General features: G+C 59.0%; 21 protein-coding genes and 1 tRNA gene. 7 read left to right on the top strand and 15 right to left on the bottom strand.

What is annotated here, in order from left to right:
- Window positions 1-37: 37 nt before the first annotated feature.
- The gene (locus tag GF423_RS06460) at window positions 38-1582 is read left to right on the top strand and encodes a RagB/SusD family nutrient uptake outer membrane protein (protein WP_154327577.1); all 1545 of its coding nucleotides are present in this window, start codon (window positions 38-40) and stop codon (window positions 1580-1582) included.
- 23 nt (window positions 1583-1605) lie between these two features.
- Window positions 1606-2412 (top strand): hypothetical protein, encoded by an 807-nt coding sequence (locus tag GF423_RS06455; RefSeq protein WP_154327576.1) that lies wholly within the window; start codon window positions 1606-1608, stop codon window positions 2410-2412.
- A 250-nt stretch (window positions 2413-2662) separates the two neighbouring features.
- On the opposite strand, the gene GF423_RS06450 is transcribed toward GF423_RS06455, so the two are convergent.
- The 12 genes from GF423_RS06450 to GF423_RS06395 form a co-directional block, all read right to left on the bottom strand.
- The gene (locus tag GF423_RS06450) at window positions 2663-3499 is read right to left on the bottom strand and encodes a tetratricopeptide repeat protein (RefSeq protein ID WP_154327575.1); all 837 of its coding nucleotides are present in this window, start codon (window positions 3497-3499) and stop codon (window positions 2663-2665) included.
- Window positions 3500-3560: 61 nt separating this feature from the next.
- Entirely contained in the window at window positions 3561-4211 is a 651-nt protein-coding gene (locus GF423_RS06445; protein ID WP_241004968.1) for a DUF4294 domain-containing protein, read from the bottom strand.
- A gap of 177 nt (window positions 4212-4388) precedes the next feature.
- Complete coding sequence (locus tag GF423_RS06440) at window positions 4389-5894, bottom strand: glutamine synthetase family protein (protein ID WP_154327574.1); 1506 nt, start codon at window positions 5892-5894, stop codon at window positions 4389-4391.
- Between the two features lie 143 nt (window positions 5895-6037).
- Complete coding sequence (locus tag GF423_RS06435) at window positions 6038-7153, bottom strand: glycoside hydrolase family 3 protein (RefSeq protein WP_154327573.1); 1116 nt, start codon at window positions 7151-7153, stop codon at window positions 6038-6040.
- A gap of 117 nt (window positions 7154-7270) precedes the next feature.
- A complete protein-coding gene (locus GF423_RS06430) occupies window positions 7271-7696 on the bottom strand; it encodes a 5-fold beta-flower protein (protein ID WP_154327572.1) in 426 nt (141 codons plus the stop codon).
- A 204-nt stretch (window positions 7697-7900) separates the two neighbouring features.
- A tRNA-Pro gene (locus tag GF423_RS06425) sits at window positions 7901-7974 on the bottom strand.
- A 123-nt stretch (window positions 7975-8097) separates the two neighbouring features.
- Window positions 8098-8733 carry a TatD family hydrolase gene (locus GF423_RS06420; protein WP_206113406.1) on the bottom strand — a complete coding sequence of 212 codons (636 nt, stop codon included), beginning with the start codon at window positions 8731-8733 and terminating at the stop codon, window positions 8098-8100.
- On the bottom strand, window positions 8730-8993 hold the full coding sequence (gene yidD, locus GF423_RS06415; RefSeq protein ID WP_235911589.1) for a membrane protein insertion efficiency factor YidD: 264 nt from the start codon (window positions 8991-8993) through the stop codon (window positions 8730-8732). The genes GF423_RS06420 and yidD overlap by 4 nt, the downstream gene beginning before the upstream one ends.
- Entirely contained in the window at window positions 8986-9375 is a 390-nt protein-coding gene (locus GF423_RS06410) for a ribonuclease P protein component (RefSeq protein ID WP_154327570.1), read from the bottom strand. The genes yidD and GF423_RS06410 overlap by 8 nt, the downstream gene beginning before the upstream one ends.
- A gap of 161 nt (window positions 9376-9536) precedes the next feature.
- Window positions 9537-10286: a uroporphyrinogen-III synthase gene (locus GF423_RS06405; protein WP_154327569.1), complete on the bottom strand. Its 750-nt coding sequence runs from the start codon at window positions 10284-10286 to the stop codon at window positions 9537-9539.
- 15 nt (window positions 10287-10301) lie between these two features.
- On the bottom strand, window positions 10302-11207 hold the full coding sequence (locus GF423_RS06400) for a DUF4271 domain-containing protein (protein WP_154327568.1): 906 nt from the start codon (window positions 11205-11207) through the stop codon (window positions 10302-10304).
- 37 nt (window positions 11208-11244) lie between these two features.
- The gene (locus tag GF423_RS06395) at window positions 11245-11829 is read right to left on the bottom strand and encodes an LOG family protein (RefSeq protein WP_154327567.1); all 585 of its coding nucleotides are present in this window, start codon (window positions 11827-11829) and stop codon (window positions 11245-11247) included.
- Window positions 11830-12137: 308 nt separating this feature from the next.
- Between GF423_RS06395 and GF423_RS06390 the strand changes: the two genes are divergently transcribed.
- Window positions 12138-15101, top strand: a complete 2964-nt coding sequence (locus tag GF423_RS06390) for a hypothetical protein (RefSeq protein ID WP_154327566.1) — start codon at window positions 12138-12140, stop codon at window positions 15099-15101.
- A gap of 378 nt (window positions 15102-15479) precedes the next feature.
- Here GF423_RS06390 and GF423_RS06385 read toward each other — a convergent pair whose 3' ends face one another.
- Window positions 15480-16502, bottom strand: coding sequence for a hypothetical protein (locus tag GF423_RS06385; RefSeq protein WP_154327565.1), 1023 nt, complete (start codon window positions 16500-16502; stop codon window positions 15480-15482).
- A 117-nt stretch (window positions 16503-16619) separates the two neighbouring features.
- Between GF423_RS06385 and GF423_RS06380 the strand changes: the two genes are divergently transcribed.
- From GF423_RS06380 to GF423_RS06375, 3 genes are all read left to right on the top strand, one after another.
- Window positions 16620-17813, top strand: a complete 1194-nt coding sequence (locus tag GF423_RS06380) for a serine hydrolase domain-containing protein (protein ID WP_154327564.1) — start codon at window positions 16620-16622, stop codon at window positions 17811-17813.
- A gap of 334 nt (window positions 17814-18147) precedes the next feature.
- Window positions 18148-18276 (top strand): hypothetical protein, encoded by a 129-nt coding sequence (locus GF423_RS14260; RefSeq protein WP_262885008.1) that lies wholly within the window; start codon window positions 18148-18150, stop codon window positions 18274-18276.
- 91 nt (window positions 18277-18367) lie between these two features.
- Entirely contained in the window at window positions 18368-20293 is a 1926-nt protein-coding gene (locus GF423_RS06375) for a heavy metal translocating P-type ATPase (RefSeq protein WP_154327563.1), read from the top strand.
- Here the strand turns inward: GF423_RS06375 and GF423_RS06370 are convergent.
- Both GF423_RS06370 and GF423_RS06365 read right to left on the bottom strand, forming a co-directional pair.
- Complete coding sequence (locus GF423_RS06370) at window positions 20259-20876, bottom strand: ribonuclease HII (protein ID WP_154327562.1); 618 nt, start codon at window positions 20874-20876, stop codon at window positions 20259-20261. The genes GF423_RS06375 and GF423_RS06370 overlap by 35 nt on opposite strands.
- 107 nt (window positions 20877-20983) lie before the next feature.
- Window positions 20984-21958: a polyprenyl synthetase family protein gene (locus tag GF423_RS06365; protein ID WP_154327561.1), complete on the bottom strand. Its 975-nt coding sequence runs from the start codon at window positions 21956-21958 to the stop codon at window positions 20984-20986.
- A gap of 182 nt (window positions 21959-22140) precedes the next feature.
- Here GF423_RS06365 and polA point away from each other — a divergent pair, with 182 nt between their 5' ends.
- Complete coding sequence (gene polA, locus GF423_RS06360; protein WP_154327560.1) at window positions 22141-24909, top strand: DNA polymerase I; 2769 nt, start codon at window positions 22141-22143, stop codon at window positions 24907-24909.
- The last annotated feature ends 161 nt before the right edge of the window (window positions 24910-25070 follow it).

Here is a 25070-nt window from a genome sequence, read left to right as displayed (position 1 = left end):
AATGACAACAACAATAATAAAAATTGGCTAAAACATTATGAACAAGATATTTAAATATGCATTACTGGGTGCGGTTGTGCTGGGGCTGAGCGCATGCTCTGAAGACCAGCTCAACACTACTCCCACCGACTCCATGTCGGGAGAGACACTGCTTGCCAATGCCACCAATGCACTTGTCCCGCTCAACGGCATCTACCGCTCGATGTACACCCCGGGCTGGACTACTACGGGCAACATTGCCCAGACCTTCGGCATCTCGGCCTACAATCTCATGGCCGAGGTCATGGGCGACGACATGATCATGGGCGCCATGGGCAGCGGCTGGTTCTGGTATGACGCGGTCTACAACATGAAGAGTTTCTACACGCGCTCTACCTTCCGCAGCTACGACTTGTGGAAGGCCTACTACACCTGGATTGCCAATGCCAACTACATCATCGCTGCCCAGAGCACGATGGCCGGCGATGCCAAGGCTGTAGACTATGTGATGGGCCAGGCCTATGCCATACGCGCCTACTCCTATTTCATGCTCGAGCAGAGTTTTGCCCGCAACTATGCCAACCACAAGACCGAGCCGGGCGTGCCCCTGTACACCGGTCCCACCTTCACCAGCACCACCGGCCAGCCGCGTGCCACCAACCAGGAGGTGTATGACCAAATCAACAGCGACATCAACAAGGCCGTTGAGCTGCTGCAGGGCACCAGCCAGCAGGACGTGAGCCACATTGGCTATGCCGTGGCCTTGGGTCTGAAGGCCCGCATCGCTCTCACCGAGCAAGACTGGACCACTGCTGCCGATGCTGCCGTCAAGGCTATCGCTGCCAGCGGCAAGGAGATACTGCCTGTGAAGGACTTTGCTGGAATGAACAGCGTGAAAGCCAGCAACGTGATGTGGGGTGCCAAGATTGTGACCGACCAGGCCGGCAAGTACGCCTCGTTGTTTGCCATGGTCGACACCCTGTATCACGGCAGTCGCGCTCCCAAGCAGATCAACCTCGACCTCTACAACCACATGTCGCGCACCGACACGCGCCGCGCATGGTGGGATCCCAACTCGAAATACAGCACTGGCGGCTATGAGCAAGACAAGTTCCACTTCTCCAACATAGCTACGTGGGAGGGCGACTACGTGTGGATGCGCGTCGAGGAGATGTATCTCATCGCTGCCGAGGCCTACTGCCACGCTGGCGACGACGCCCAGGCCCGCCAGTATCTCTCGGCCTTGATGGCAAAGCGCGACCCGAACTTTGACGCCTCGCAGTACAGCGGCTCGAGCCTGCCCACGCTCACGAGCGACCAGTTCACCGGCGCCTATGCCCACTCGCTGCTCAACGAGATCATCTTGCAGCGCCGCATCGAGCTGTGGGGCGAGGCTGGCCGCATCTACGACATACGCCGCCTCGAGCAGGGCTTCAGGCGCACCTCGGCACAGGGCTTCCCCACGGGTGAGCTGCTGACCACTCGCCCCACCGACAATCCTGAGTCCTACATGTGGGTGCTCACGATACCGCAGGCCGAGTTTGACGGCAACGCAAACATGAATGCCTCGACCGACCAAAACCCGGTGGGCGACTTGAAATAACCGTTAACTTTAAAATTGAGTAAATGATGAAGATAGCAAGATATATATTGGGAGCTGCCCTCATGGTTACGGGCTTGCTCACCACCTCGTGCGACACCGACAATGTGGCCGAGCTTTATAACGCGCAGCAGGAAAACGTGGCCATGCAGACCTCAACCATAGCGCTGAAGCAGAGTGAAGCCGACGGCGAGTATAGCGTGCAAGTGGTGCGCTCCAAGACAAAGGGTGAGTACACGGTTGCCTACAGTTTCAAGGGCGACGACGTGTTTGTCGACGAGGGCCATGGCTCGGTAACCTTTGCCGACGGGCAAGGCACTGCCGTGATAAAGGTGAAGGCGCAGAACATGGAATTTGGCAACACCTATAGCTTCACCGTGGAGCTGGCCGACGACGTCAAGGCCACGACCGACACCACCATTCACCACAGCGGCACCACAGGCAATGTGTACGCGACAACCTTAAGTGTGACGCGCGACTATGAGTGGGAAGAACTGGGCACCGGCAAGCTGACCTCGGAGTCGATGGGCGACGATAGCGGCAACCCTTCCACCTGGGAGGTGGAAGTGCTCAAGGCCAAGGGCTACGACGTGTACAAGGCTGTCAACTGCTACGAGAAAGGCTACGACGTGATGTTTAAGGTCAACAGCGACAACACCGTGACCGTGCCCCAGCAGAAGGCCTGGACCTATACGGGCTATGGCCCTGTAGCTGTGGTGGGCACCGGCACCAAGACCGGCAATGTGCTCGACTGCAAGCTGCATCACATCGTGTTGAGCTTGAACCACGACCTGGGCGCTTATAGCGAGATACTCACGCTGCCCGAGAAGTAACATGGCAGTGTGTGCAGGGGCATCGCCTGCAGCGGCATGCCCCTTGTGCTATGAGCAGTCGATATTGAATTGCAATAGTAAATCGATAGCGATAATGAACAAAAGCACCGGGAGGTGCGCTCTTGAATAATTAGATTAATACTTGAAGGGTGAGGCTCGAGGGCTTCACCCTTTTTGTGTGTGTGCGTTGGCCGCCAGCATGAGCGTGCGGCCCATGTTGCGCCATGTCGTGCCCGGGGGGCGTGCGGCTTTACGGGGCGGGGGTGAACTGGTTGATGAGGCTGGCCCAGTAGCCGGCATGGGCCGCGTCGGCGGCCTGCTTGGCCTTGAGCTTGGCGGCCAGGCCCGTGGCGTCGACGGCGGCCAGGTTGCTCATCACCCACAGGGCGTGGCGGTTGTCGGGCTTGAGCTCGAGACTGTGGATGGCGTCGTCGGCAGCCTCGCTGTAGCGCCGCAGGTTGAAGTACTGCGCTGCGCGGAAGGCGCGGGCGCCGTCGTCGGCAGGAAAGCGGGCTATGGCCTGGTCGAAGGCCTCGAGGGCCTCTTGCGCGCGGCCCTGGCAGTCGAGCGCGGTGCCCAGGCCCATGAGGCCGTCGGGGTTGAGGGTGTCGGCCTGGGCCAGATAGCGGTAGTCGGTCTCGGCCTGGCTGCAACGGCCATGCTTCATGAGCAGGCTGGCGCGCTGGTAGCGGTAGTCGGGGTCGTGGGCATCGAGGGCCACTGCATGGTCGAGGGCATCGAGAGCTGCGGCGGTGTCGCGTGTGGCGGCATAGCTGCTGGCCATGCAGGCGTGCAGGCTGGCACGAAACACGCTGTCGGGCTGTGGCACGAGCTCAAGGGCCTTGCGGCCGGCCTCGAGGGCCTGGCCGGGCTGCTCGTTGTGCTGCCTGATGCGGGCGATGTAGCCCCAGGCGTAGCCCTGGCGGGGCTGCTGGGTCACGATGGCGGTGAACTGCTGGAGGGCGCTCTCGTAGTGCTCCTGGTTGTAGGCCTCGATGGCCTTCTGCAACTGGGGTGAGGGGTAGCCGGCCCAGGCTGTGCATGGAATGGCGATGGCTGCGGCGAGAAGGGTGAAGATTTTATGCATAATGGCTGTGGGGTGTAGATGTTGTAGACTTGATAACTGTGCGGGGGGTGGCTGCTGCGGCTCATAGCTGGCCTTGCTCCACGCGCACGCATATGCGCTCGATCATGGCGTCGGTCTTGTCCTTGCCGGGATTGTAGCCCGTCTTGAGGTTGACGCCGAAGAAGCGCCCGAAGGTCTGCCAGAAGCCGGCCCTGAAGGTGCCCAGGAAGGCCTTGATCACACTGTAGGAGTTTTGATTGGTCTCGCGGTTGATGAGCTTGATCATCATCTTGCCCTGGCTCTTGGTGAGTTTCTTCATCACGGGCTTGTACTGGGCGTAGAGGTCGTGCTCAAAGTGCTTGAGATAGGCGTCTTTTTCCTGCTTGGTGTCGAAGGTGGCCAGGTACTCGTAGGTTTCCTGCAGGGTGCGGTTGATGAGCTTGGCATAGGGGAGCACGCGCTTCACGTCGCGCACGGTCTTCCAGTAGAAGGCTTCCTCGGCCTTGTTGCGGAAGCGCTCGTTGGGGTAGATGATGACGGGGAGCATGTCGATCCACATCGTCTGCTGGCCGGTGAGCGGGTCGGTGGCCAGGTGGTAGCCGCGGTACACGTCGCGCAGGGGCGAGAGGTTGACGTTGGAAATGTCGGTGCCCAGGTCGACTTGCGCCACGGCGGGCAGCGACATGCACAGTGCAGTGAAAGCCAGTAATATGACAGTGTAGAGATGTTTCACAGAGTTGTCCTCATTTCCTAATCATTGCGCAAAGATAGTGCAACTTTTGCTATGTTGTGCACGCGAAGTATTAATTTTAGTTTAAATGCCGCCCCCATTGTTGCAGGAAAACAGCACCCGGCTGTCTTGAGCGGCGCCGGGTGCTGTGGACTTGTGTTGCGGGGGAGTGCGGCAGGCTTAGCCGCAGTGGAAGTAGCGGTCTACGAGCTGCTTGACGGCGTCGGGGTTGCTCTCGATGTCGTGGCGCAGGCTCGTGTCGTCGTAGGCGCGCAGCTCGGCGATGATGCCGTCGATCATGCCGTGGCTGAACACGCCTGCCTGCTCGTAGATGCCGCGCTGGCGCTCGAGGCAGGCGGCGCTGGCCACGCAGCTGTCGGGCAGGGTGGCGAGCTTGTCGAGCACGCCGGCGTTGGCCTTGTCGTGAATGTTGACGTCGACATAGGTGCGCTGGGCCACGTCGAGGGCATCGGGCATCTCAAAGCCGTGGCGGGCGGCTACGCACACGCCGGCGAGCAGCTGGTAGATGTCGGCACTGCCGTCGGCATTGCGTATTTCCACCGTCTGCTTGAAGGCCGCGTCGCGGTGTTGCGGTGTCTGGGCCGGGTTGGCGATGCTGCACATGTCGACGTCGGTAGTCCAGCCCAGGGGCACGCGCACGAGCACCGAGCGGTTGCGGTCGCCCCAGCACACGTTGGTGGGAGCTTCCTGGTGCGGCACGAGGCGGAAGTAGCTGGTGGGGTTCTTGTTGCCAAAGGCGGTGAGGCTGGGAGCGAGGTCCATGAGGCCGGCAATCATGCGGCGGGCCTCGTCGCTGAGCTTGCCCTCGTGCAGCATGTGGTTGACACCGTCCTTGACCATGCGCATGTGGATGTGCAGGCCGCTGCCGGCCTTGCCGGTGGTGATTTTGGGAGCAAAGGTCACGTCGAGGCCCTGGCTATAGGCCACGTTGCGTATGATCCACTTGGCCACCATGAGCTGGTCGGCAGCCTGGAGCACGGGCACGGGCAGGAACTCGATCTCGTTTTGCTCATAGATGAGGCCGTCTTGGTGGAAGTTGCCCACCTCGCTGTGGCCATACTTGATCTGGCCGCCGGCTTGGGCGATGTAGCTCATGCACTGCTGCCTGAAGCTGCCCGTCTTCACATAGGGGGCCGACTCGTGGTAGCCGTGCTGGTCGCGTGCCGGGAAGAGGCCGTCGTCTTCCTGTATCACGTAGTACTCGAGCTCGCCCATGGCGTGAAATTGCATGCCGGTGACTTGGGTGAAGGCCTGTGCGGCCTTGCGCAGGGTGTGCTCGGGACTGCTCTCGAAGGGGTGCCCGTCTTTGTCGAAGAAGGAGCACAGCATGTCGAGCGTGGGGATCTCGGCAAAGGGGTCGACAAAGGCGGTGGCAAAGCGGGGCAGCACATAGAGGTCGCTGCTGCTGGCCTCGATAAAGGAGAACAGGCTGCTGCCGTCGACGCGCTCGCCGAAGGTGAGGATGGTGTCGAGATAGGCACGGTCGGTGATTACAAAGTTGAGTGTCTTGAGCTTGCCGTCGCCGCCGGGATAGAGGAAGTTGACCATCTTGATGCCGTTGTCTTCTACAAAGCGCATGATGTCGGCCTTGGTGAATTCTTGGGGTGACTTCTGCAGGAAGGCCACCACTTGGTTAGCATTAAGTTTAATCTTGTCGTTGCTCATGGGTAGTTGTTTTATTTACAGTGATAATTGTTATGAACAATGGTTGATGTTGTGGACTGCAAAGATAGCTAAAAAAACGAAACGGGCAAGAAATAACCGTCACGATTATTCGTTGCCCGCTGTGATGGCTCTGAATCAGTGTATTACAGTTTCTTCTTGAGGCGCTGCAGGCGGTTGTAGCTCTCTTGCAGGCGCCCCACGGGTATGCGGCCTTGCTTCACGGCCTTGACGATGATGTCGACCAGCTTGAAGGGGCGGTCGGGCTCAAAGCCGGTGTTGATGTTGTTGCCCACGCACAGCAGGTCGGCGCCGGCGTTGATGGCCAGCACCAGGGCGTTTTCGATGCTGTATTGCTTGATGATGCCTTCCATATACATGTCGTCGGTCACCACCACGCCGTCGTAGCCCAGCTGGCGGCGCAGCAGGCCGTAGATGGTCTTGCGCGAGAGGGTGGCGGGGTAGTCGGGGTCGATGTTGCGGTTGAAGATGTGGGCGGTCATCACCAGGTCGAGCTTGTGCTTCTTGATGAGTTTCTTGTAGGGCTCGAGCTCCTGGGGCTTCCAGGTCGAGGTGACGTCGACAAAGCCCCAGTGCGAGTCGCTCATGGCGTTGCCGTGGCCGGGGAAGTGCTTGGCCGTGCACAGCACGTGCTGCTTGTGCAGCTCGTCGATGGTGATGCGGGCGTGCTTGACCACGGCGCGGCTGTCGCCGTAGCTGCGGTGCAGCTTGCCTATGGCGGGGCAATCGGGGTTGTAGAGGTCGAGCACGGGTGCCAGGTCGACGTTGACGCCGCTGCCCCCGAGCTGCCGGGCCATGAGGCGGCCGTAGTAGCGTGTGGAGTCGGCATTGTCGAGCTGGCCCAGGTACTGGGCGCTCACGATGGGCTCGTAGCCATATTGGGGCTTGAGGCGTGCCACCTTGCCGCCCTCCTGGTCGAGGGCGATGAGCAGGGGCTCATCGGCCAGGCGCTGCAGGTCGCTGGTGAGGCGCTGCAGCTGCTCGCGGCTGGTGATGTTGCGGCTGCCCAGGGTGGCATCGCCGGTGAGGTCGACGTCGAAGAGCACGATGGCGCCCACGTGCAGGTCGCGCACATAGCGTGCGGCGTCGCTCTGGGCGTCGATGCTGTTGCCCTTGAAGCCCACCATGAGCATCTGGGCGGCCCAGCGGCGCAGCACCGAGTCGCTGGGCATGACAAACTGAGCTGGCGCGCTCACGGCTATAGCAAGCACGAGTGTCGCCAGCAGGTAAATGCGTTTCATAAATTTCTCGTATTGTTGTAGTTAATGGTTAAGTTGTCTTTGCTTTAACGTGTATATAAGCGGTGCTTGATTGTATGTGTGTGTGGAGGGGGCGGGCGGTGGCCCGCGGGCTCACCTCTAATTGAAGAAGCCGAAGAAGAAGTAGCAGGCCACCCACTCGTAGGCCACGCCCTGCGCATAGCCTATCACATTGTGCGAGGCGTCGGTCACCTTGCCGTTTTTCTCGATGTAGCCCAGCACGCGGCTCTCGCCGTCGCGCACGGTGCCGTCGGCGTTGATATAGCCCATGCGGGTGCCGGCCGTGTTGTAGATGGCGAGGTTCTTCACCTTGCCCACTGCCTTGTTGTTGCGGTTGCGCACGGTGCCGTCGTTGTCGAAGAAGCCTATCGACTGCTGGTTGTTGTTGCGCACCACGCCGTTGGGCGATATGCGCCCTATGTTGTGGTAGCTGGCGTCGCGCAGTGTCTGTGCCTGTGCCACGGTGGCCAGGCAGGCTGCCAGGCCCACGAGAGAGGCTGCAATATATGATCTGAGTGCTTTCATTGTCGTTTTGTGTTTTACACCAATTGCAAAGATAACTTAAAAATTAAAAACAACCAATATTTGTAACGATATGACTGCCCTCGGGCGCGAAAGTTTAATGGGGGCAGCCGTGTTTTTGACAGGCTGGTTGCGAGAAAAAAAACAGTGTCCCTCCACACAGCTGTGGAAGGACACAATGTTTTGCCCGCAGGCTTTCAAAAAAAGTCGGGGTGAGAGGATTCGAACTTCCGACCTCCACGTCCCGAACGTGGCACGCTAACCAACTGCGCTACACCCCGTGCTTTTTCAGCGCTGCAAAGTTAACACAATAAAAGTGAATAGGCAAAAAAAAATTGCTCAAGTGTGGTGCAATTGCATGAGTGGCGGTGTTTTTTTTTCGGGGGCTTGTGGCCGAAACCCCGCTACAGGCGCAGCAGGGCGAGGGCGTTGCGGGTGGCGATGCCGGCCACCTGGGCTGCCGTGAGGCCGGTGGCCTGGGCCACGAGGGCGGCCACCTGGGCAATGGGCACGGGCGAGTCGTCGGTCTCGATGAGCAGGCGGGCGGGCGGAATGAGCTGCAGCGACTGGGCGTTGAACCTGGGGCCTATCGAGAAGTAGAAGCCGGCGTCGACGAGGGGCTGTGCCACCGTGGGCCGCGACCTGAAGCCGTGCAGCACCCACGGCACGCTGGGCCGCGACTGCTTCATGGCCTTGAGCAGGAGCTGGCTGGTGCGCACCATGTGCAGCACCAGGGGCTTGCCAGCTTGCTCGGCGATGGCGATGTGGCGCTGCATGATGCGCTGCTGCTCGTCGAGCGCCGCGCCGCGGTTGGGGTCGAGCCCGGTCTCGCCTATGGCCACCACCTGCGGGTGGGCGGCCAGCCGTGCCAGCAGTTGCAGGCTGGCTTCGACGTGGGGCTCAAGAGTGTGCCAGGGGTGCAGGCCCACCGAGTAGAAGCAGCCTGGTTGCGGGTCGAACTGCCGGGGGTCGACGCTCTCGATGCTCACGAGCCCCACGGTTGCGGGGGCATGACGGTGGGTGTGGAAATCGACAATCATGGCACGGGGTCGTAGCCGCTGCCGCCCCATGGGTTGCAGCGCACGATGCGCTTCACGGCCAGCCACGTGCCCTTGAGGGGGCCGTACTTCTTGATGGCCTCGATGGCATAGGTGCTGCATGTGGGAGTGAAGCGGCACATGGGCGGGGTGAGCGGCGAGATGAATTTCTTGTAGAGCATGATGGGCAAGATGAGCAGCCATCCTGCCAGCCTGGAAATGAAGTGCCAGGCGGCGGCCAGTGTGTGCATTGCCTCAGTCATGGGTGGCTTGTGCAATGCGCGTGAGGATGTCGCGCATTTTCTCCTCGATCACGGCATAGGGGGCAACCTCGTCCTTGGCCAGGTAGATGAAGGCCACGTCGAGGCTGCGGCCGGCTGCCTCGAGGGCGGGGAGCAGCAGCTGGCGGTTGAGGCGGTAGGCCTCGCGGGTGCGGCGGCGCAGGGCCACGCGCTGCACGGCAGTGTGTATTTTTTTCTTTGGAATGGTGATCATGAACCGTGCCGGAGCCTCAGGGCGGCTTGGCCCCATGTGGTACACGGCGCGCAGCGGGTAGGCCATGAGGCTGTGCCCGCAGTCGAAGGTGCGGGCTATGGCCGTGCGGCTGCACAGCTTCTCGCGCTTGTATAGACGGTTGTTTTCCATTGTGATTGCAAATATACTAAAAAGACTTCACATGTGGGTGGCTGCGGGGCAAAAGAAAAAAATGGAGGCTGGCGCGGCCAGTCTCCGAAAAAAATGTGTGTGTTTAAAATATCGTTGCCGCCTGCACCCGGCGCGGGGGCGCGTGGGGCGTGTGTGTGGCTTTACTTCTTGGCCTTGCTCTCGCTCTCGAGATACTTGCCTATGGCTGCGGCCATCGACGGGGTTGAAGGCGTGGTGGTGACGTCGAGCCTCAGGCCCGAAGCCTTGATTTCCTCGATGGTCTTGTTGCCCATGCCGCCTATGGCGATGTCGCCTTGCTCGAAGTCGGGGAAATTGCTGAGCAGGCTCTTCACGCCCGAGGGGGTGAAGAAGATGAGCATGTTGTAGTCGAAGGGCTCGTCGGGACCGAAGTCGTTGCTCACGGTGCGATACATCACGGCGCGCCTGAAGTTGATGTCCTTGGTCTCGAGCTCGGGCAGTTTTGACTCGTGCACGTCGCTCACCGGGTAGAGAAACACCTCTTTTTTGTGCTTCTCGATGAGCGGCATGAGCCCGTCGGCATGGCCGTTCTCGCTATAGAAGATTTTGCGCTTGCGATACACGGTGTATTTCTGCAGGTAGTGGGCCACGGTCTCGCTTATGCAGAAGTACTTCATCGTGTCGGGGACGTCGTAGCGCAACTCCTTGGCAAGCCTGAAGTAGTTGTCGACGGCGGTGCGGGCGGTGAAAATCACGGCCGTGTAGTCACCTATCGAGATCTTCTGCTGGCGGAACTCCTTGGAAGAGAGCCCCTCTACTTTGATGAAAGGCCGAAAGACGATTTCTACGCCATACTTGCTTTCCAAGTCGAAGTAGGGCGACTTCTCGGAGGATGGCTTGGGCTGAGAAACAAGAATTTTCTTAATCTTCACGATTCAAAATTGTTTTTATGACTGTAAAAAGTTGCACAGAGTTATTGCACCGGCGCAGTACAAAACCGGGGGTACAATTTCGACGGCGCAAAGGTACAAAATAAAATAGACACTCGATTGCAAATTGTTGAAAAAAATTCTAAAACCTTTACAAATAAACACAATACGGGCACAAATGTAGAGAGACAAGGCCGTGATGAGCATGACTTTGATAGTATTTGGATACACCATCAAGATGATGGCCACCGGCAGCAGCAGCAGGCCGAGCAGCGACTGCGAGGCCTTGAAGCCGCTGGTCCAGATGGTGGTGCCCAGCTTGTCGCCGAAGGTGAAACCCAGCACATAGTACAGGGCCAGCTGGGCCAGGTAGAAGAGTAGCGACCAGGCCACGAGCATGATCACGAGCATGCTCACGTTGTGGCTCAAGGCGGCTTGCATGCCAGGCACGAGATAGCCTATGGCATAGAAGGCGATGAGGCCCATCGTGACACAGGTGTTGAAGATGAGCGCGCTCAAGATGCCCAGGTCGCTCACGGTGTGGTCGTCGAAGAGGTTCTCGCGCTTGCGGGTGGAGAACATGTTGTGCGCAAAGTTGGCGATATACATGTAGCCCTTGTTGTAGCTCAGGGTGATGAGCAGCACGCCCAGCAGCAGGAGCGCCATCGACACGGTGTCGTGCAGGGGCGAGGAGTTGTAGCTGCCTGGCGTGCGGCCGGCGGGCACCTCCATCACGGGCAGCTGCGAGAGCTGCTTGCCGGCGGGCACGTGGCTCGCCTGGCGCGGCGGCAGGCCTTGCGGGTAGCGGGGCTTCCAGTGCAGCAGGGTGCTGTCGCGCAGGGAGCTGTCGCGCAGGGCGGCGGCACTGTCGCGCGGTGCTGCCTGCGGCGTTGCAGGGCTGTGTGTGGAATGATAGATGGGCATTGCAATTGTGAGAGAATGAATGGGTGTGTGTGTGCAATCAATATTTCGACTCGGCGGGCACAATGCCCGTCTCGATTTCGCGTTCCAGCTCCTCGAGCACCTGCTGCGGGGTCTCGGCCACGTGCCACAGCTGCTCGTGAGAGGCTTTCATGAAGCCCTGCTTGATGCAGCGCTCCACCATGTCGATCAGCGGGGTCCAGAAGCCTATGGTGTTGAGCAGGGCTATGGGCTTGGCGATGAGGCCCAGCTGGCGCCAGGTGAACACTTCCATGAGCTCCTCGATGGTGCCGCAGCCGCCAGGCAGGGCGATGAAGGCATCGGCCATGTGGGCCATGCGCTGCTTGCGCTCGTGCATGTTGGCAGTGAGGATGGTGTGGGTGAGGCGGTCGTAGTTCCAGCCATTGTCGACCATAAACTTGGGTATCACGCCGGTCACGGTGCCGCCTGCGTCGAGCACGCCGTCGCTCACGGCACGCATCAGGCCCTCGCTGCCGGCGCCGTTGATGCAGCTCCAGCCGTGCTGGGCCATGAGACGCCCCAGCTCATAGGCAGCGTCGGTATAGGTGCGCTCGATGCGGCTGCTCGACGCCCCGAAAATGCATATCTTGCCTCTCGTCTCCATATCGCGTGCAAAGTTACAAAAAAAAACCGATAAGGGCGGTGTGGCGTCGGGCTATCCTCTATCTTCGGCCCTCTCTGAGGGCATGGGGCGAGTGTCGAGCGTGATGATGAGCCCGCAGCGCCTGTTCCCTCACAGGCCCGCGGCCATAAGATTTTTTACATTAGAGTCGAGCCGACGTGTAGAGGCAACTATCATGTGCGAGCCAATATTGTCTTCAGTGATAAAAAGAAGAATGAATGCCGACAGAATGTAAAATATCACTTATATTTGCAAAAAAAAAGACAAATAGACTTTAAAACAAGCAGCACATGAACAGAAGGATTATTATTCTCGCATTGATGGTCGTCATGCTGGCCATGTGGCCACAGGGCTCGGCAGCCAAACCGATAGCTAAAGACAAAGACAAGCCTTGCATGGTGATAGGGCAGGTGAAAGACTACCTCACCCACGTGCTCATCGATGGGGCTAAGGTCACACTGCTCACCCGCGACGGCGTGCCCGTCGACAGCGGCCGCTCCAGCAAGAACCAGACGAGCAGCAACCTGACGACCGTGTACTGGGTCACTGCCAAGACTTGCGACATGCCCGAGATGCTGCTGCGTGTTGAGGCCGAGGGCTATGAGCCTGCGGTGGTCACCCTGCCGGCCAAGAAGGTGCACGGCCGCGGCAGCAAGGGAGTGCGCTATGTAGAGGATGTGCTCCTGAAACGCCAGCCCAAGACGATCAAGTTGAACGATGTGGTGGTGAAGGCCACCAAGGTCAAGTTCTACCACAAGGGCGACACGCTGGTGTTTAATGCCGATGCCTTTCAGCTCTCGCAGGGCAGCATGCTCGACGGCCTCATCCGCCAGATGCCGGGTGTGGAGCTCAAGGACGACGGCCGCATCTATGTCAACGGCAAGTATGTAGAGAGCCTGCTGCTCAACGGCGAGGACTTCTTTTCCAAGGATCGCAAGATCATGCTCGACAACCTGCCGGCCTACATGGTGAAAAACGTGAAGGTATATGAAAAGTCGAGCGTGCTGGGCGAGCGCCTGCACAAGAAACTGGGCGACGAGACCTATGTCATGGACGTGCACTTGAAGAAAGAGTACAACGTTGGGTGGATCGCCAACGTGGAGGCCGGCGGCGGCACCCACGACCGCTATCTGGCCCGCCTCTTTGCCCTGTGCTTCTCCGATCACTCGCGCGTGTCGGTGTTCGGCAATCTCAACAACCTCAACGACGACCGCCGCCCCGGGGAGTCGACGACATGGACGCCCGAGAAGATGCCTGCCGGCAAACTCACGCAACGGCAGGCCGGCCTCGACTATCTCATCAAGCAGAAAGACTCGAAATACAAGCTCTCGGGCAACGCCACCGTCACCCACAACGACGAGCACACGCTCACCCGGCAAAACACGCTCAACTATCTCACCGGCCACGACAGCTGGACGCGCTACCAGCAGCAGCAGGCCCGCCACACGTTCAGCGTCAAGAGCGAAAACGAGTGGAAGTGGACCCCTGCAAAGCGCACCACCTTGTTGATGCAGCCGTCACTCTCCTGGCAGCGCACGCGCAACCGGCAGGCAATGGTGTCGGCTACCTTCAACGAGAACCCCGAGGACTATGTGGGCAGTGCCACAGCGCTCATCGACACCATAGGCCGGCAACCGGCTGGCAACCTGCTGCGGCGCATTGCTGCCAACCGGTTGCTCTACAGCCAGCTGGAAAAGGTCGACAAGCTGGCAGTCGACAACGACATCGACTTCAGCCAGGACTTGGCCGAGGATATGATGACAACCTTCGACTTCTCGGCAGGCCTGCACTACCGGTCGACCAAGACCAAGGCTTTCTCGCATTACCTTCTCGACTACCCCACGCTGCCCACAGCCGCAACCGACTACCGCAACCGCTACGCCCACAGCCAGCCCAACTACAGCCTGAGTTACAACTTCGGCACCTACCTGATGTACTGGTTCAACGACATCATGTATATCCAGCCCACCTATAAAATAGAGCTGGAGCACCAGCACCACGACTATGCCCTCTACCGGCTCGACCAGTTGGCAGGCTATGATGCCGGCAGCGACACGCCACTGGGCACGTTGCCCTCGATGCAGGCCTACGAGAGCACCATCGACTTGCAGAACAGCTTCTGGCGCAGCCAGAACCGGGCGACCAACACCTTTGCCGTGGACTGGAGCATATCGCGTTGGCATGGCGACAACAAGGACATCTGGGTCTATGTGTCGCTGCCCCTTGAGCTCAACAACTACAACATGGACTACCGGCAGGCCGCCTACGACGGCTCGCTCCACCGCCGTGCCTGGTTCTTCAACCCCACTTTCATTTTGCGCAAGATGTGGGACAGTCAGAACAAGGCTATCGAGTTCCGTTACTACCTCACCCATGAGGTGCCCGACCTGGTGCGCTTCATCCCCGTGCGCACCGACGCCGACCCGCTCAACGTGACCCTGGGCAACCCCGACCTCAGGAACCCTTGCACCCACTTCTTCCTGCTGAAGTATGACGGCTACAGCAGTAAGAAACCCGACCTCATTTTCTCGGTGTGGACCCGCTTCTACCTCTACAAGAATGCCCTGTCGATGGCCTACACCTACAACCGCAACACGGGCGCCCGCGTTTTCAAGCCCTACAGTGTCGACGGCAACTCGGCGTTTCAGGCCGGAGTTGACTTTGGCACGCCTGTCACCAGAAACAAGCTGCTCAGCCTCGACACCAAGACGCGCTTCGGTGCCACGAGAAGCGTCGACCTGATGACGGTCGTGAGCACCGACGACTACGATTTCACAACCATGCCAGCGCGCAGCATCGTGCACAACACATGGGCCTCCGAAGACCTGAAACTGGAATATAAATTCCCGTGGATGCGCCTGGGCCTCAACGGCTATGTGCTCTTCAACCGCGCTTCAAGCGGCCGCGAGGGCTTCGAGACCCAGCGCGTGTGGGACTTCCACTATGGCCCCACCCTCAAGGCCACCCTGCCCTGGCAGGTGGAGCTTGCCACCGACTTGTCGATCTACAGCCGCCGTGGCTATGACGACAGCAGTGCCAACACCAACGATGTGGTGTGGAACGCCCGCCTGTCGAAGTCGTTCACTAAGTTGGGCCTCACCTTCCTGGTCGACGGGTTCGACATGCTGCACCAGCTGAGCAACCGCAGCGTGACGATGAACGCCCAGGGACGCACCGAGGTGTGGCGCAACGTGCTGCCCAACTACGTGCTCTTCCACGTCATTTACAAGTTTAGCAAAAAACCAAAGAAATAATTGTATAAGTACATAATTGCAAGATGCCGTCCCTGCCCGGGTTTGCCCGCGGCAGGGACGCGCCGTTTTGCAGGCCGTTTTGCAGGCCGTGGTTGCAGGCCACGGCGGCAAGGCCGGCCAAAAAGCCCGCATAGCGGGCGACAGCATTTAGGCAGGCGGCCACGAGCTCGGTAGCGCGCAACCCCTGCACAGCGGTCCTATCGGATGGTGGGCTGGAGGCAAAAAAAAATTGATTGTCTCACGACAACCAATCTTAATTAACCTTAAATCTAATACCATGAAAAACACGTTGCAAAGATAATTACCCTTTGGATAATTATCAATAAGCTACAATTGAAAAATGATGTGATTTAACATTTTTTTACGTCATTGTGCCTTTCAGAGCCTTTTGGGGTTGACAAGCAAAAGAAACCCTGGCACTTGGCCAGGGCTTCGATAGTTGAGTGTGAGCTTGTTGATTTCAATGGCGAGCGGGAAGTAAGCCTTTTGGGCGGTGGTGCCGCTGCCGCTGCCGCCGAACACTGCTTGGCGCAGTGCGTCAAGTTGCTTGACGTGCGTCGCGGTCATCACACCTGCCGAGCCTTGTGAGGCAGCCGGGATGTAGAAATCGTGCATTTCCACTTCACGGTCGCCTGTGGCGAGGTCGTAGCCCATCAGCATAATTCCTACTCTATTGGTGTCAAGGTGATAGACCATAGCCCCGTTGACCACGCACCCTGCGCCCTGCACTTTCCGCATAGCGGATTGCAGAGCGGTGATGTCCGTCTTGGCGTTAGCCAGTGACGTGACATGTGCTGCAGTCATGGCTCCTGCCTGGTTAGCGGTCGCCGCCGCAATTTGGCAGGTGCCGAGGTTTGGAAAGTCCTCACCGGTGCGCACATCGTGCTTGGTGAGCGAGAGGAAAATCTTGGTGGCGTTGCCGACACCCTGCTTGATGTCGGTCACGACGTAAGCGGCGGCTTGGATTGCCGACAACTGCCAGCCGTGCTGTTGTACGGTGGTCTGCAGGGCAGTGACCGCCAAGCGTACCTGCGGTAGCGAGGATTGCAGTGCCATGATGGCTTGCACATGAGCTGCGGTCATGATGCCGGCTTTGAGGTCGGTTGCGCCGTACAGGGGCACCGACGAGGTGAAAGACGCGCCGTTGCGTAGGCTGCGGCCTTTCAAGGTTAGAAACATGTGCTCCATGTCGGCCATGCCGGTAGCGTGGGCGGCATCATAAACGACGGTCAGCGCTTTCCAGTCGTCGAGGATTTTGCGCTCGGTATCACTACTGGCGGTGGCGAGCAAGTCGAGATTGTCCTGCAGGAGTTTGCCGACAGTCTCGGGTGAGATGGACTCCTTTTCGGTCTCAACCCGAAAAGCGGAAACGAGTGAGGTGAGTTGTGAAGTATCAATCATAATCTTTTGCGATTTTGTTGCAAAAGAAGATTGACAAGTTCACCTCGCAAAAGACACGCTGAGAAGGAAGATATTCGTACCTTTGCAGCGTAATTAGAACGATAAATCGGAATTTACATGTATTACTTAAATAATCTAGTGAGGAGAATACTTTTTGTTATTTTTGCGATGACCTTGCTGGCATCCTGTACTATTGTGCGAGGCTATATGACTGATGGTGCTTATGGTCCAACGAGTTTCAGTTATGAAAAGAGACTAAAGGATACCATTGTCAATCGTTCCGAAGTCTTCACTTTTGAACATGCATCACAGCAGGCTGGCTGGATTGACACCTTGCATTTCTTTAACCAGGGCAAAATGTATTCCAATACCACAATGTGGGAGGCCATCGGCCCCAAGACCGAGACACAGGGCGTGCTTATTATCCAGAAAGACAGTATCGTTTATGAGAAATGCACGGGAGATATTACATCAGACAAGATTGCAAGCGTGTTCTCAGTCTCTAAGTCCATTACGTCGCTGCTCTGTGGCATTGCGGTGGATGAGGGGTATATCAAGAGCATAGATGATCCGGTAACGGATTACCTGCCGGAGCTAAGGAAGGCGAATCCAATGTGGCAGAAACTCACGATCCGGCACCTGCTGAATATGCAAAGTGGCTTAGACTTCGACGACACCTATTCGCTGAGCTTGAAGCTAAAAGATATCAAACGCTTGCACGCAATGGCCAAACTAAACTATGGGCGCAACATCATGGGGCAAGTCAAAAAGTTGAAATTTCGTTGCGAGCCTGGTACGGAGTATCGATACGAGAGTATGACTACAGAGATACTGGGAATCATTATCGAGAGAGCTACTCGGCGTAAATTTGCAGATTACCTTGAAGAAAAGGTATGGTCGCCTCTCGGTATGGAGTCGCAGGCATACATAACTTATGACAGCAAGAATCACCACACAGCACACGCTTTCGGGGGACTAGCCTTGACGATGCTGGATTTGGCGAAAATCGGCCGGCTGTATCTGAACAAAGGGAAATGGAATGGCAAAAGGATTGTCAGCGAATCTTGGATTGAGCAATCGACATTGTATTCACGGGATAATGAAGGATACCATTTCTGCTGGTACAATACCAGTTGTATAGGCGCTGAAAAGCCAGAGTACCCCGGATATTATGCTTTGGGCATCCGTGGTCAGGTACTCTATGTGAATCCTTATAAACAATTGATTATGGTAAGGTTGGGGCTGAAAGATGATACTTATGCCCATATCCCTTATCTATTTGAGCAACTGAGCAATCTTTGGCCGAAATAAAGACAAACTAAATTCCAATTTAGCGAATAGAAAAGCGAGGCCGTTGGCTTCGCTTTTCTAGTGATTTCGTCCGAAATTTTTATTGAGTGCGTTGCTCAAAATGCCCGTGAACGAGCGTCCTATGTTATCCTCATAGAACTCCTTGATTCGCATTACCGAAGCGTAATACTTTCGCGAGAACCAGCGGCGGCGTTTGCGCTTTTTTGCGGGACGGGACTTTGCCGGGACTTTGACAGTTAGAGCGTAAAATCTTTTCTAATGAATTGTTGCACAGTTCATTCTTTATTTATACATTTATAGATAATAGTAGTTGTTGTATCAAAGAATTATCGATATGAAGGCGACATTCGGCACTACAAAGAAGGGCACGTGGGCCTACATCCAGAAGTCGGTGCGCATCGACGGCAAGTCTACCACAAAGACCCACCTCGAGGCCCGTGTGAAATTTTTTTTATGTGCATGAAAATCACACTGCTGCACCGCGGGGAGCTTTGCAACTCAGTTGCAGGGCGAGTGTGCTACCTTTGCACCAGAAAAATATAGACGACATGAAAATGGAAAAAGAAAACAAAGTGAAGCTGGTACGCATCGTGCTATCGGCTGTGTTGCTGGCCGCGGCCTGGGCTCTGGAGCGGTGCACGGCACTGCCCATGTGGCAGCTGCTGCTCGTGTACATGGTGCCCTACTTGGTGGCCGGCTACGACGTGCTGCTGGAATCGGGCGAGAACATTGCCCACGGCGAGGTCTTCGACGAGGACTTTCTCATGGCTGTGGCCACGATGGGGGCCCTGGCCATTGGTTTCCTGCCCGGGGCCGAGAACCAGTTTCCCGAGGCAGTGTTTGTGATGATATTCTTCCAGGTGGGTGAGCTCTTTGAAGACATTGCCGAGGGGCGCAGCCGCCGCTCGATAGCCCAGCTCATGGACTTGCGTCCCGACACGGCCCACGTGGTGCGCTCGGGCCGGGAGCTCACGGTGGCCCCTGGCGAGGTGCAGGTGGGTGAGACGCTGGTGGTGAAGCCTGGCGAGAAGGTGCCTGTCGACGGCGTGGTGCTTGAGGGCCGCTCAAGCCTCGACACGGTGGCGCTCACGGGCGAGAGCGTGCCGCGCAGTGTGGCCGAGGGCGACACGGTGGTGTCGGGGTGCGTCAACCTCACGGGAGTGCTCAAGGTGCGTGCCGCCAAGGCCTATGGCGAGTCGACGGCCAGCAAGATCCTCGAGCTGGTGGAAAACGCCAGCTCCCACAAGTCGCACAGCGAGAGCTTCATCGCCCGTTTTGCGAGGGTCTACACGCCGGTGGTGGTGGGCCTCGCCCTGCTGCTGGCCGTGGTGCCGTCGGTTGTGACGGGGCAGTGGGCCACGTGGGTGTACCGCGGGCTCGTGTTTCTGGTGGTGTCGTGTCCTTGCGCCCTGGTCATCTCGGTGCCGCTCACGTTTTTCAGCGGCATTGGCGGGGCTTCGCGCCTGGGCGTGCTGGTGAAGGGGGCCAACTATCTTGAGGCCCTGGCCCGTGTGGGCATTGTGGTGTTTGACAAGACGGGCACCTTGACCAAGGGCACCTTTGAGGTCACTGCCGTGCATCCCGACAAGATCGACGAGCGGCAGCTGCTGCACCTGGCGGCCCATGTGGAGCGCTACAGCAACCACCCCATAGCCCTGTCGCTGCGCAATGCCTATCCCGACGAGGCCGACGGGTGCAAGGTAGACGATGTGCAGGAAATGCCTGGCTTGGGTGTGCATGCCATGGTCAACGGCGAGACGGTGAATGTGGGCAACGAGAAGCTCATGGCCTCGCTGGGCATCGAGGTGTGCCATTGCGACAAGTGCAAGAGCGGCGCCGGCACGGTGATACACGTGGCCATAGGCAACCGCTATGCCGGCCACATCGTCATCAGCGACCGTGTGAAAGACGATGCCGCCCTGGCCGTGGCCCGGCTCAAGCAAGCCGGCGTGAAGAAGACGGTGATGCTCACTGGCGACTATGAGCAGGTGGGCGCTGCCGTGGCCCGGCAACTGGGGCTCGACGAGTATCACGCCCAGCTCATGCCTGCCGACAAGGTGGCCCAGGTGGAGCGCTTGCTGGCCTCGAAGACCGGCCACGACACACTCGCCATGGTGGGCGACGGCATCAACGACGCCCCTGTGCTGGCCCGTGCCGACCTGGGCATCGCCATGGGCGCCATGGGCAGCGATGCCGCCATCGAGGCGGCCGACGTGGTGCTCATGGACGACAAGCCGTCGAAGATTGCCGTCGGCATCCAAGTGGCCAAGCGCACGCTGCGCATTGCCCGCGAGAACGTCGTGTTCTCGATAGGCGTGAAGGCTGTCATCCTGCTGCTTGCCGCGCTGGGCATGGCAGGCATGGCCCTTGCCGTGTTTGGCGACGTGGGCGTGCTCGTGCTTGCTGTGCTCAATGCCACGCGTGCCCTGCACACAGGAGGGCACGCTATGCCAGCCGCTCGTCGTCGTCGAAGAGGCTGAGCTGCTTGCTCAGCGCGAAGCTCTTGCGGTGATAGGGCGTGATGCCGTAGCGGGCAATGGCGGCATAGTGGCTCCGCGTGGGATAGCCCATGTTGTGCTCCCAGCCGTATTGCGGATACTCCTGTGCAATCTTGCGCATGTACTCGTCGCGGTGCGTCTTGGCCAGTATCGAGGCTGCCGCTATGGGCATCATCTTGCCGTCGCCCTTCACGATGGTCTCGTAGGGGATGTCGCCGTAGGGCTTGAAGCGGTTGCCGTCGACCATGACAAACTCGGGCCGCACCTTGAGCGCGTCGAGGGCGCGGTGCATGGCCAGTATCGAGGCGTTGAGAATGTTGATGCGGTCGATCTCCTCGGGCCACACCCAGGCCACAGCCCAAGCCAGGGCCTGGGCCTCGATCACGGGGCGCAAGGCGTTGCGCTTCTTCTCGCTCAGGCGCTTGCTGTCGTTGATGATGTCGTTGTGGAAGTGGGGCGGCAGTATCACGGCGGCGGCCGTCACAGGGCCCGCTAGCGGTCCGCGGCCCGCCTCGTCGCAGCCCGCCTCGATGCGTCCCTCCACGATGTATCGTTGCAGTTCCATAAAAAATATTCTTGTTGCCGGCAATATTGTCTTAAAGTTTTCGACACGCCTCCCCTGCAATGGCACTGAAAAAAAACGGGATGGGTGCTGCGGTGCGGTGGGGGCCACTACTTGTTGCGGGAGATGATGTAGGAGAAGATCGACTTGAAGGCGTCGACCGTGGGGCCGGGCTCGAAGTCGTCGAGCAGCTGGCAGGCCTCTTTCTCCATGCGCTGCATCACGCGGTAGGCATAGTCGATGCCGCCGCTGGCCTTGGCATAGTCGACCAGGCGGCCTATGTCGCCGTCGGTGAGGGTGGCCTTGTGCACGAGGCGGTTCATCTCGTCGTGCTCGGGCAGCTCCTTGCGGCCCAGGGCGTAGATGAGCGGCAGGGTGATTTTGCCCTCGCGCAGGTCGTTGCCGGTGGGCTTGCCTATGATGGGGTCGTGAAAGTAGTCGAAGGTGTCGTCTTTGATTTGGAAGCACTGGCCCAGCAGCTCGGCATATTTCATGAGCTTGGCCAGGCGCCGGTCGTCGGCGCCGGCTGTGATGCCGCCCACCTCGACGCAGCTCACAAAGAGCGAGGCCGTCTTGCGGCGTATGATGGTCATGTAGGCCTGCTCGGTGATCTCGTGGTTGCGTGCGTTGTCGATTTGGTCGATTTCGCCCATCGAGAGGTTGGCGCCCATGTTGGAGAGCGAGTTGAGCACGCGGTACTCGTGGGTTTGCTCGGCACACTTCAGGGCGCCGGCCACAAAGTAGTCGCCCACGAGCACGGCCACGTGGTTGTCCCACACGCTGTTGATGGTGGGCACGCCGCGTCGCTCCGAGCTCACGTCGATGACGTCGTCGTGAATGAGCGAGGCGTTGTGCAGCAGCTCGATGGCAGCACCGGCATAGAGCACCTTGTCGTTGACACCGCCAAAGAGCTTGCCGCTGAGCAAGACCAGGATGGGGCGTATCTGCTTGCCCTTGGTGCGCAGATATTCTTTCACAATGTGGTCGGTGAGGGCGCTGTTGCTGTGCAGCGTGTGCGCGATGATTGCATTGAGTTGAGCCAGCTCGGGCTTGATAGTCTCTTGTATTTGGTCGAGTGTTGCCATGCGCCTGCAAAAGTAGCAATAATTCTTCATCTAAGCCGATAAAAACAATCTAAATTATTTGTAATAACCTCAAAAAGGAGCCGATGTGGACTGGCAGTGCGCAACTCGGCGATAATGGACGGCATTAAATTTTGTATTGCCGAGCAGTTAGACTAACTTTGCCGTGACTTAACACCACCACTATGGAACAAAAGCGACTATTCCTGCTCGATGCCTATGCGTTGATATTCCGTGCCTACTACGCGCTGCTGCGCAACCCGCGGTTCACGAGCACAGGCATCAACACCTCGGCCATCTTCGGCTTTGTCAACACCTTGCAAGAGCTGCTCAAGCATCAGTCGCCGAGCCACATCGCTGTGTGCTTCGACCCTGGGGGCAAGACCTTCAGGCACGAAGCCTATGCGCAGTACAAGGCCAACCGCAGCGCCACGCCCGAGGGCATACTGGTGGCTGTGCCCTACATCAAGGAGATACTCAAGGCCTATAATATAAAGGTGCTGCAGGTCGACGGCTATGAGGCCGACGACGTGATAGGCTCGATGACCAAGCTGGCCTATGCCCACGGCTTCGACACCTATATGGTGACGGGCGACAAGGACCTGGGGCAGCTGGTGAACGACCGCACCCGCATCTTCCACCCCGGCAAGAACGAGGTGCTGGGCGTGAAGGAAATCGACGAGCTCTATGGCTTGCAAAGCCCTGTGCAGGTCATCGACCTGCTGGGGCTGATGGGCGACACGGCCGACAACATACCGGGCTGCCCGGGTGTGGGCCCCAAGACGGCCGAGAAGCTCATACAGCAATACGGCAGCATCGAGAACCTGCTCGAGCACACCGGCGAGCTCAAGGGCAGCCTCAAGAAAAAGATCGAAGACAACCGGGAGCAGATTGTGTTTTCCAAGTTTCTGGCCACCATCAAGACCGATGTGCCCCTCGACTGGGACGAGGAGGCCTTGCGGCGTGTGCCGGTCGACTATGTGGCACTGCGCAAGGTGTTTGCCGAGCTGGAATTCAAGACGCTGACCACGCGCATCATCGACCACGGCGAGGCCAACGCGGGGCTCGATGGGGTGCCGCTGCCCGCTGCCCCGGCTGGGAGCCAGCCCTCGCTCTTCGGCAGCGAGGCGCCCGCGCCGGTCGAGGCCACGCCGGCAGCCACCATCAAGTCGCACGAGCACGACTACCGGCTCATCGCCGACCTCGACGAGGCCAGGGCCTATGTGGCCGGGCTCATGCAGGGGCAGGGCGACATAGGGTTGCACATCGTGGCCCAGGGCCAGGAGGCCATGAGGGCGCACATCCTGGGCTTTGCCCTGTGTGGCGAGCGCTACCATGCGGCCTACTTGCCGCTCGACGACTTCGGGTGGATGATCGACGTGGTGAGGCCCCTGCTGGCCGGCAGCCGCCGCCTGGTGAGCAACGACGTGAAGCGCGACATGGTGATGTTGCATGCCCACGGCGTGGCCTGGAGTGCCCCCTACTACGACACGGGCGTGGCCCACTACCTGCTGCAGCCCGAGCGCAACCACGACACGGCCAGCATTGCCGCCACGCTCGTTGGCTATGCCGCCATGAGCCCCGACGACTACCTGGGGCCCAAGGGGCGCGGCCAGAAGCAGCTGAGCCAGCTCAAGCCCGAGAAGCTCTCGCAGGTGGCCTGCGAGCTGGCCGACCTGTGCCTGTGGCTGCCCCCGGTGCTCGACCGGCAGCTCGACCACGAGGGCATGACCCACTTGCTCACCGATATTGAGCAACCCCTGGTCGAGGTGCTGGCCTCGATGGAGATGACCGGCGCCCGCGTCGACGTGAAAGCCCTGGCCGACTACTCGGTGAAGCTCACCGCCCAGGTCGAGCGCCTGGAGCAGGAGTGCTATGACCTGGCCGGCGAGCACTTCAACACGGCCTCGCCCTCGCAGGTGGGTGTGATCCTCTTCGACAAGCTGCACCTCGACGACAAGGCCAAGAAGACCAAGTCGGGGCAGTATTCCACCACCGAGGAGATACTCGTGCGCCTGCGCGACAGGCACCCGCTGGTGTCGAAGATACTGGAGCTGCGCGGCATCAGGAAGCTGCTCTCGACCTACGTCAACGCCCTGCCCGAGCTCATCAACCCCCGCACGGGCCGCATCCACACCACCTACAACCAGACGGTGACCGCCACGGGCCGGCTCTCGTCGACCAACCCCAACTTGCAGAATATACCCGTGCGCACCGACGAGGGCAAGGAAATACGCAAGGCGTTTATCCCCAGCGACGGCAACGTGTTTTTCAGTGCCGACTACTCGCAAATCGAGCTGCGCCTGGTGGCCGACTTCAGCCACGACGCCACCATGCTCGATGCCTTCAAGCACGGGCAGGACATCCACGCCATCACGGCCTCCAAGATCTACCACGAGCCGCTCGAGAGCGTCACCCCCGAGCAGCGCCGCAAGGCCAAGACGGCCAACTTCGGCATTCTCTACGGCATCTCGGCCTTCGGGCTGGCCCAGCGCCTCGACATACCGCGCAGCGAGGCCAAGGAGCTCATCGACGGCTACTATGCCACCTTCCCCCAGGTGCGGGCCTACATCGATCGCACGGTGGCCCAGGCCAAGGAAAAGGGCTATGTGACCACGCTCTACGGCCGGCGGCGCATGTTGCCCGACATCAACTCGCGCAACGCCGTGGTGCGCCAGTTCAGCGAGCGCAACGCCGTGAACGCGCCCATACAGGGCACTGCGGCCGACGTCATCAAGATTGCCATGGTGGCCATCTACCGCCGCTTCAAGCTCGAGGGCCTGAAGTCGAAGATGATATTGCAGGTGCACGACGAGTTGAACTTCGACGTCGTGCCCGGCGAGCTCGAGACGGTGCAGCGCATCGTGGTCGATGAGATGGAAAATGCCTATCATGGCGATGTGCGCCTCACGGCCAGCCACGGTGTGGCCGGCAACTGGCTCGACGCGCATTGATGCACCAGCCACGCCCTGCCGTGGCACTGCAGTGAGCAAGCCTGAGTGTGCACAATAGTGCCGCAGTTGCAGCGTTGGCAACCTGTGGAGAGATGCGTGACGATTGCGGGATACTGTTGATTGCCAGCACTATAATGTGGAACGCAGTGAGCAGTGTTTAG

The sequence above is a fragment of the Sodaliphilus pleomorphus genome (genome assembly GCF_009676955.1).
GTDB lineage: Bacteria > Bacteroidota > Bacteroidia > Bacteroidales > Muribaculaceae > Sodaliphilus > Sodaliphilus pleomorphus.
The sequence above is the reverse complement of the archived record's forward strand: the minus strand, read 5'-3'. Positions and strand labels throughout refer to the sequence as shown.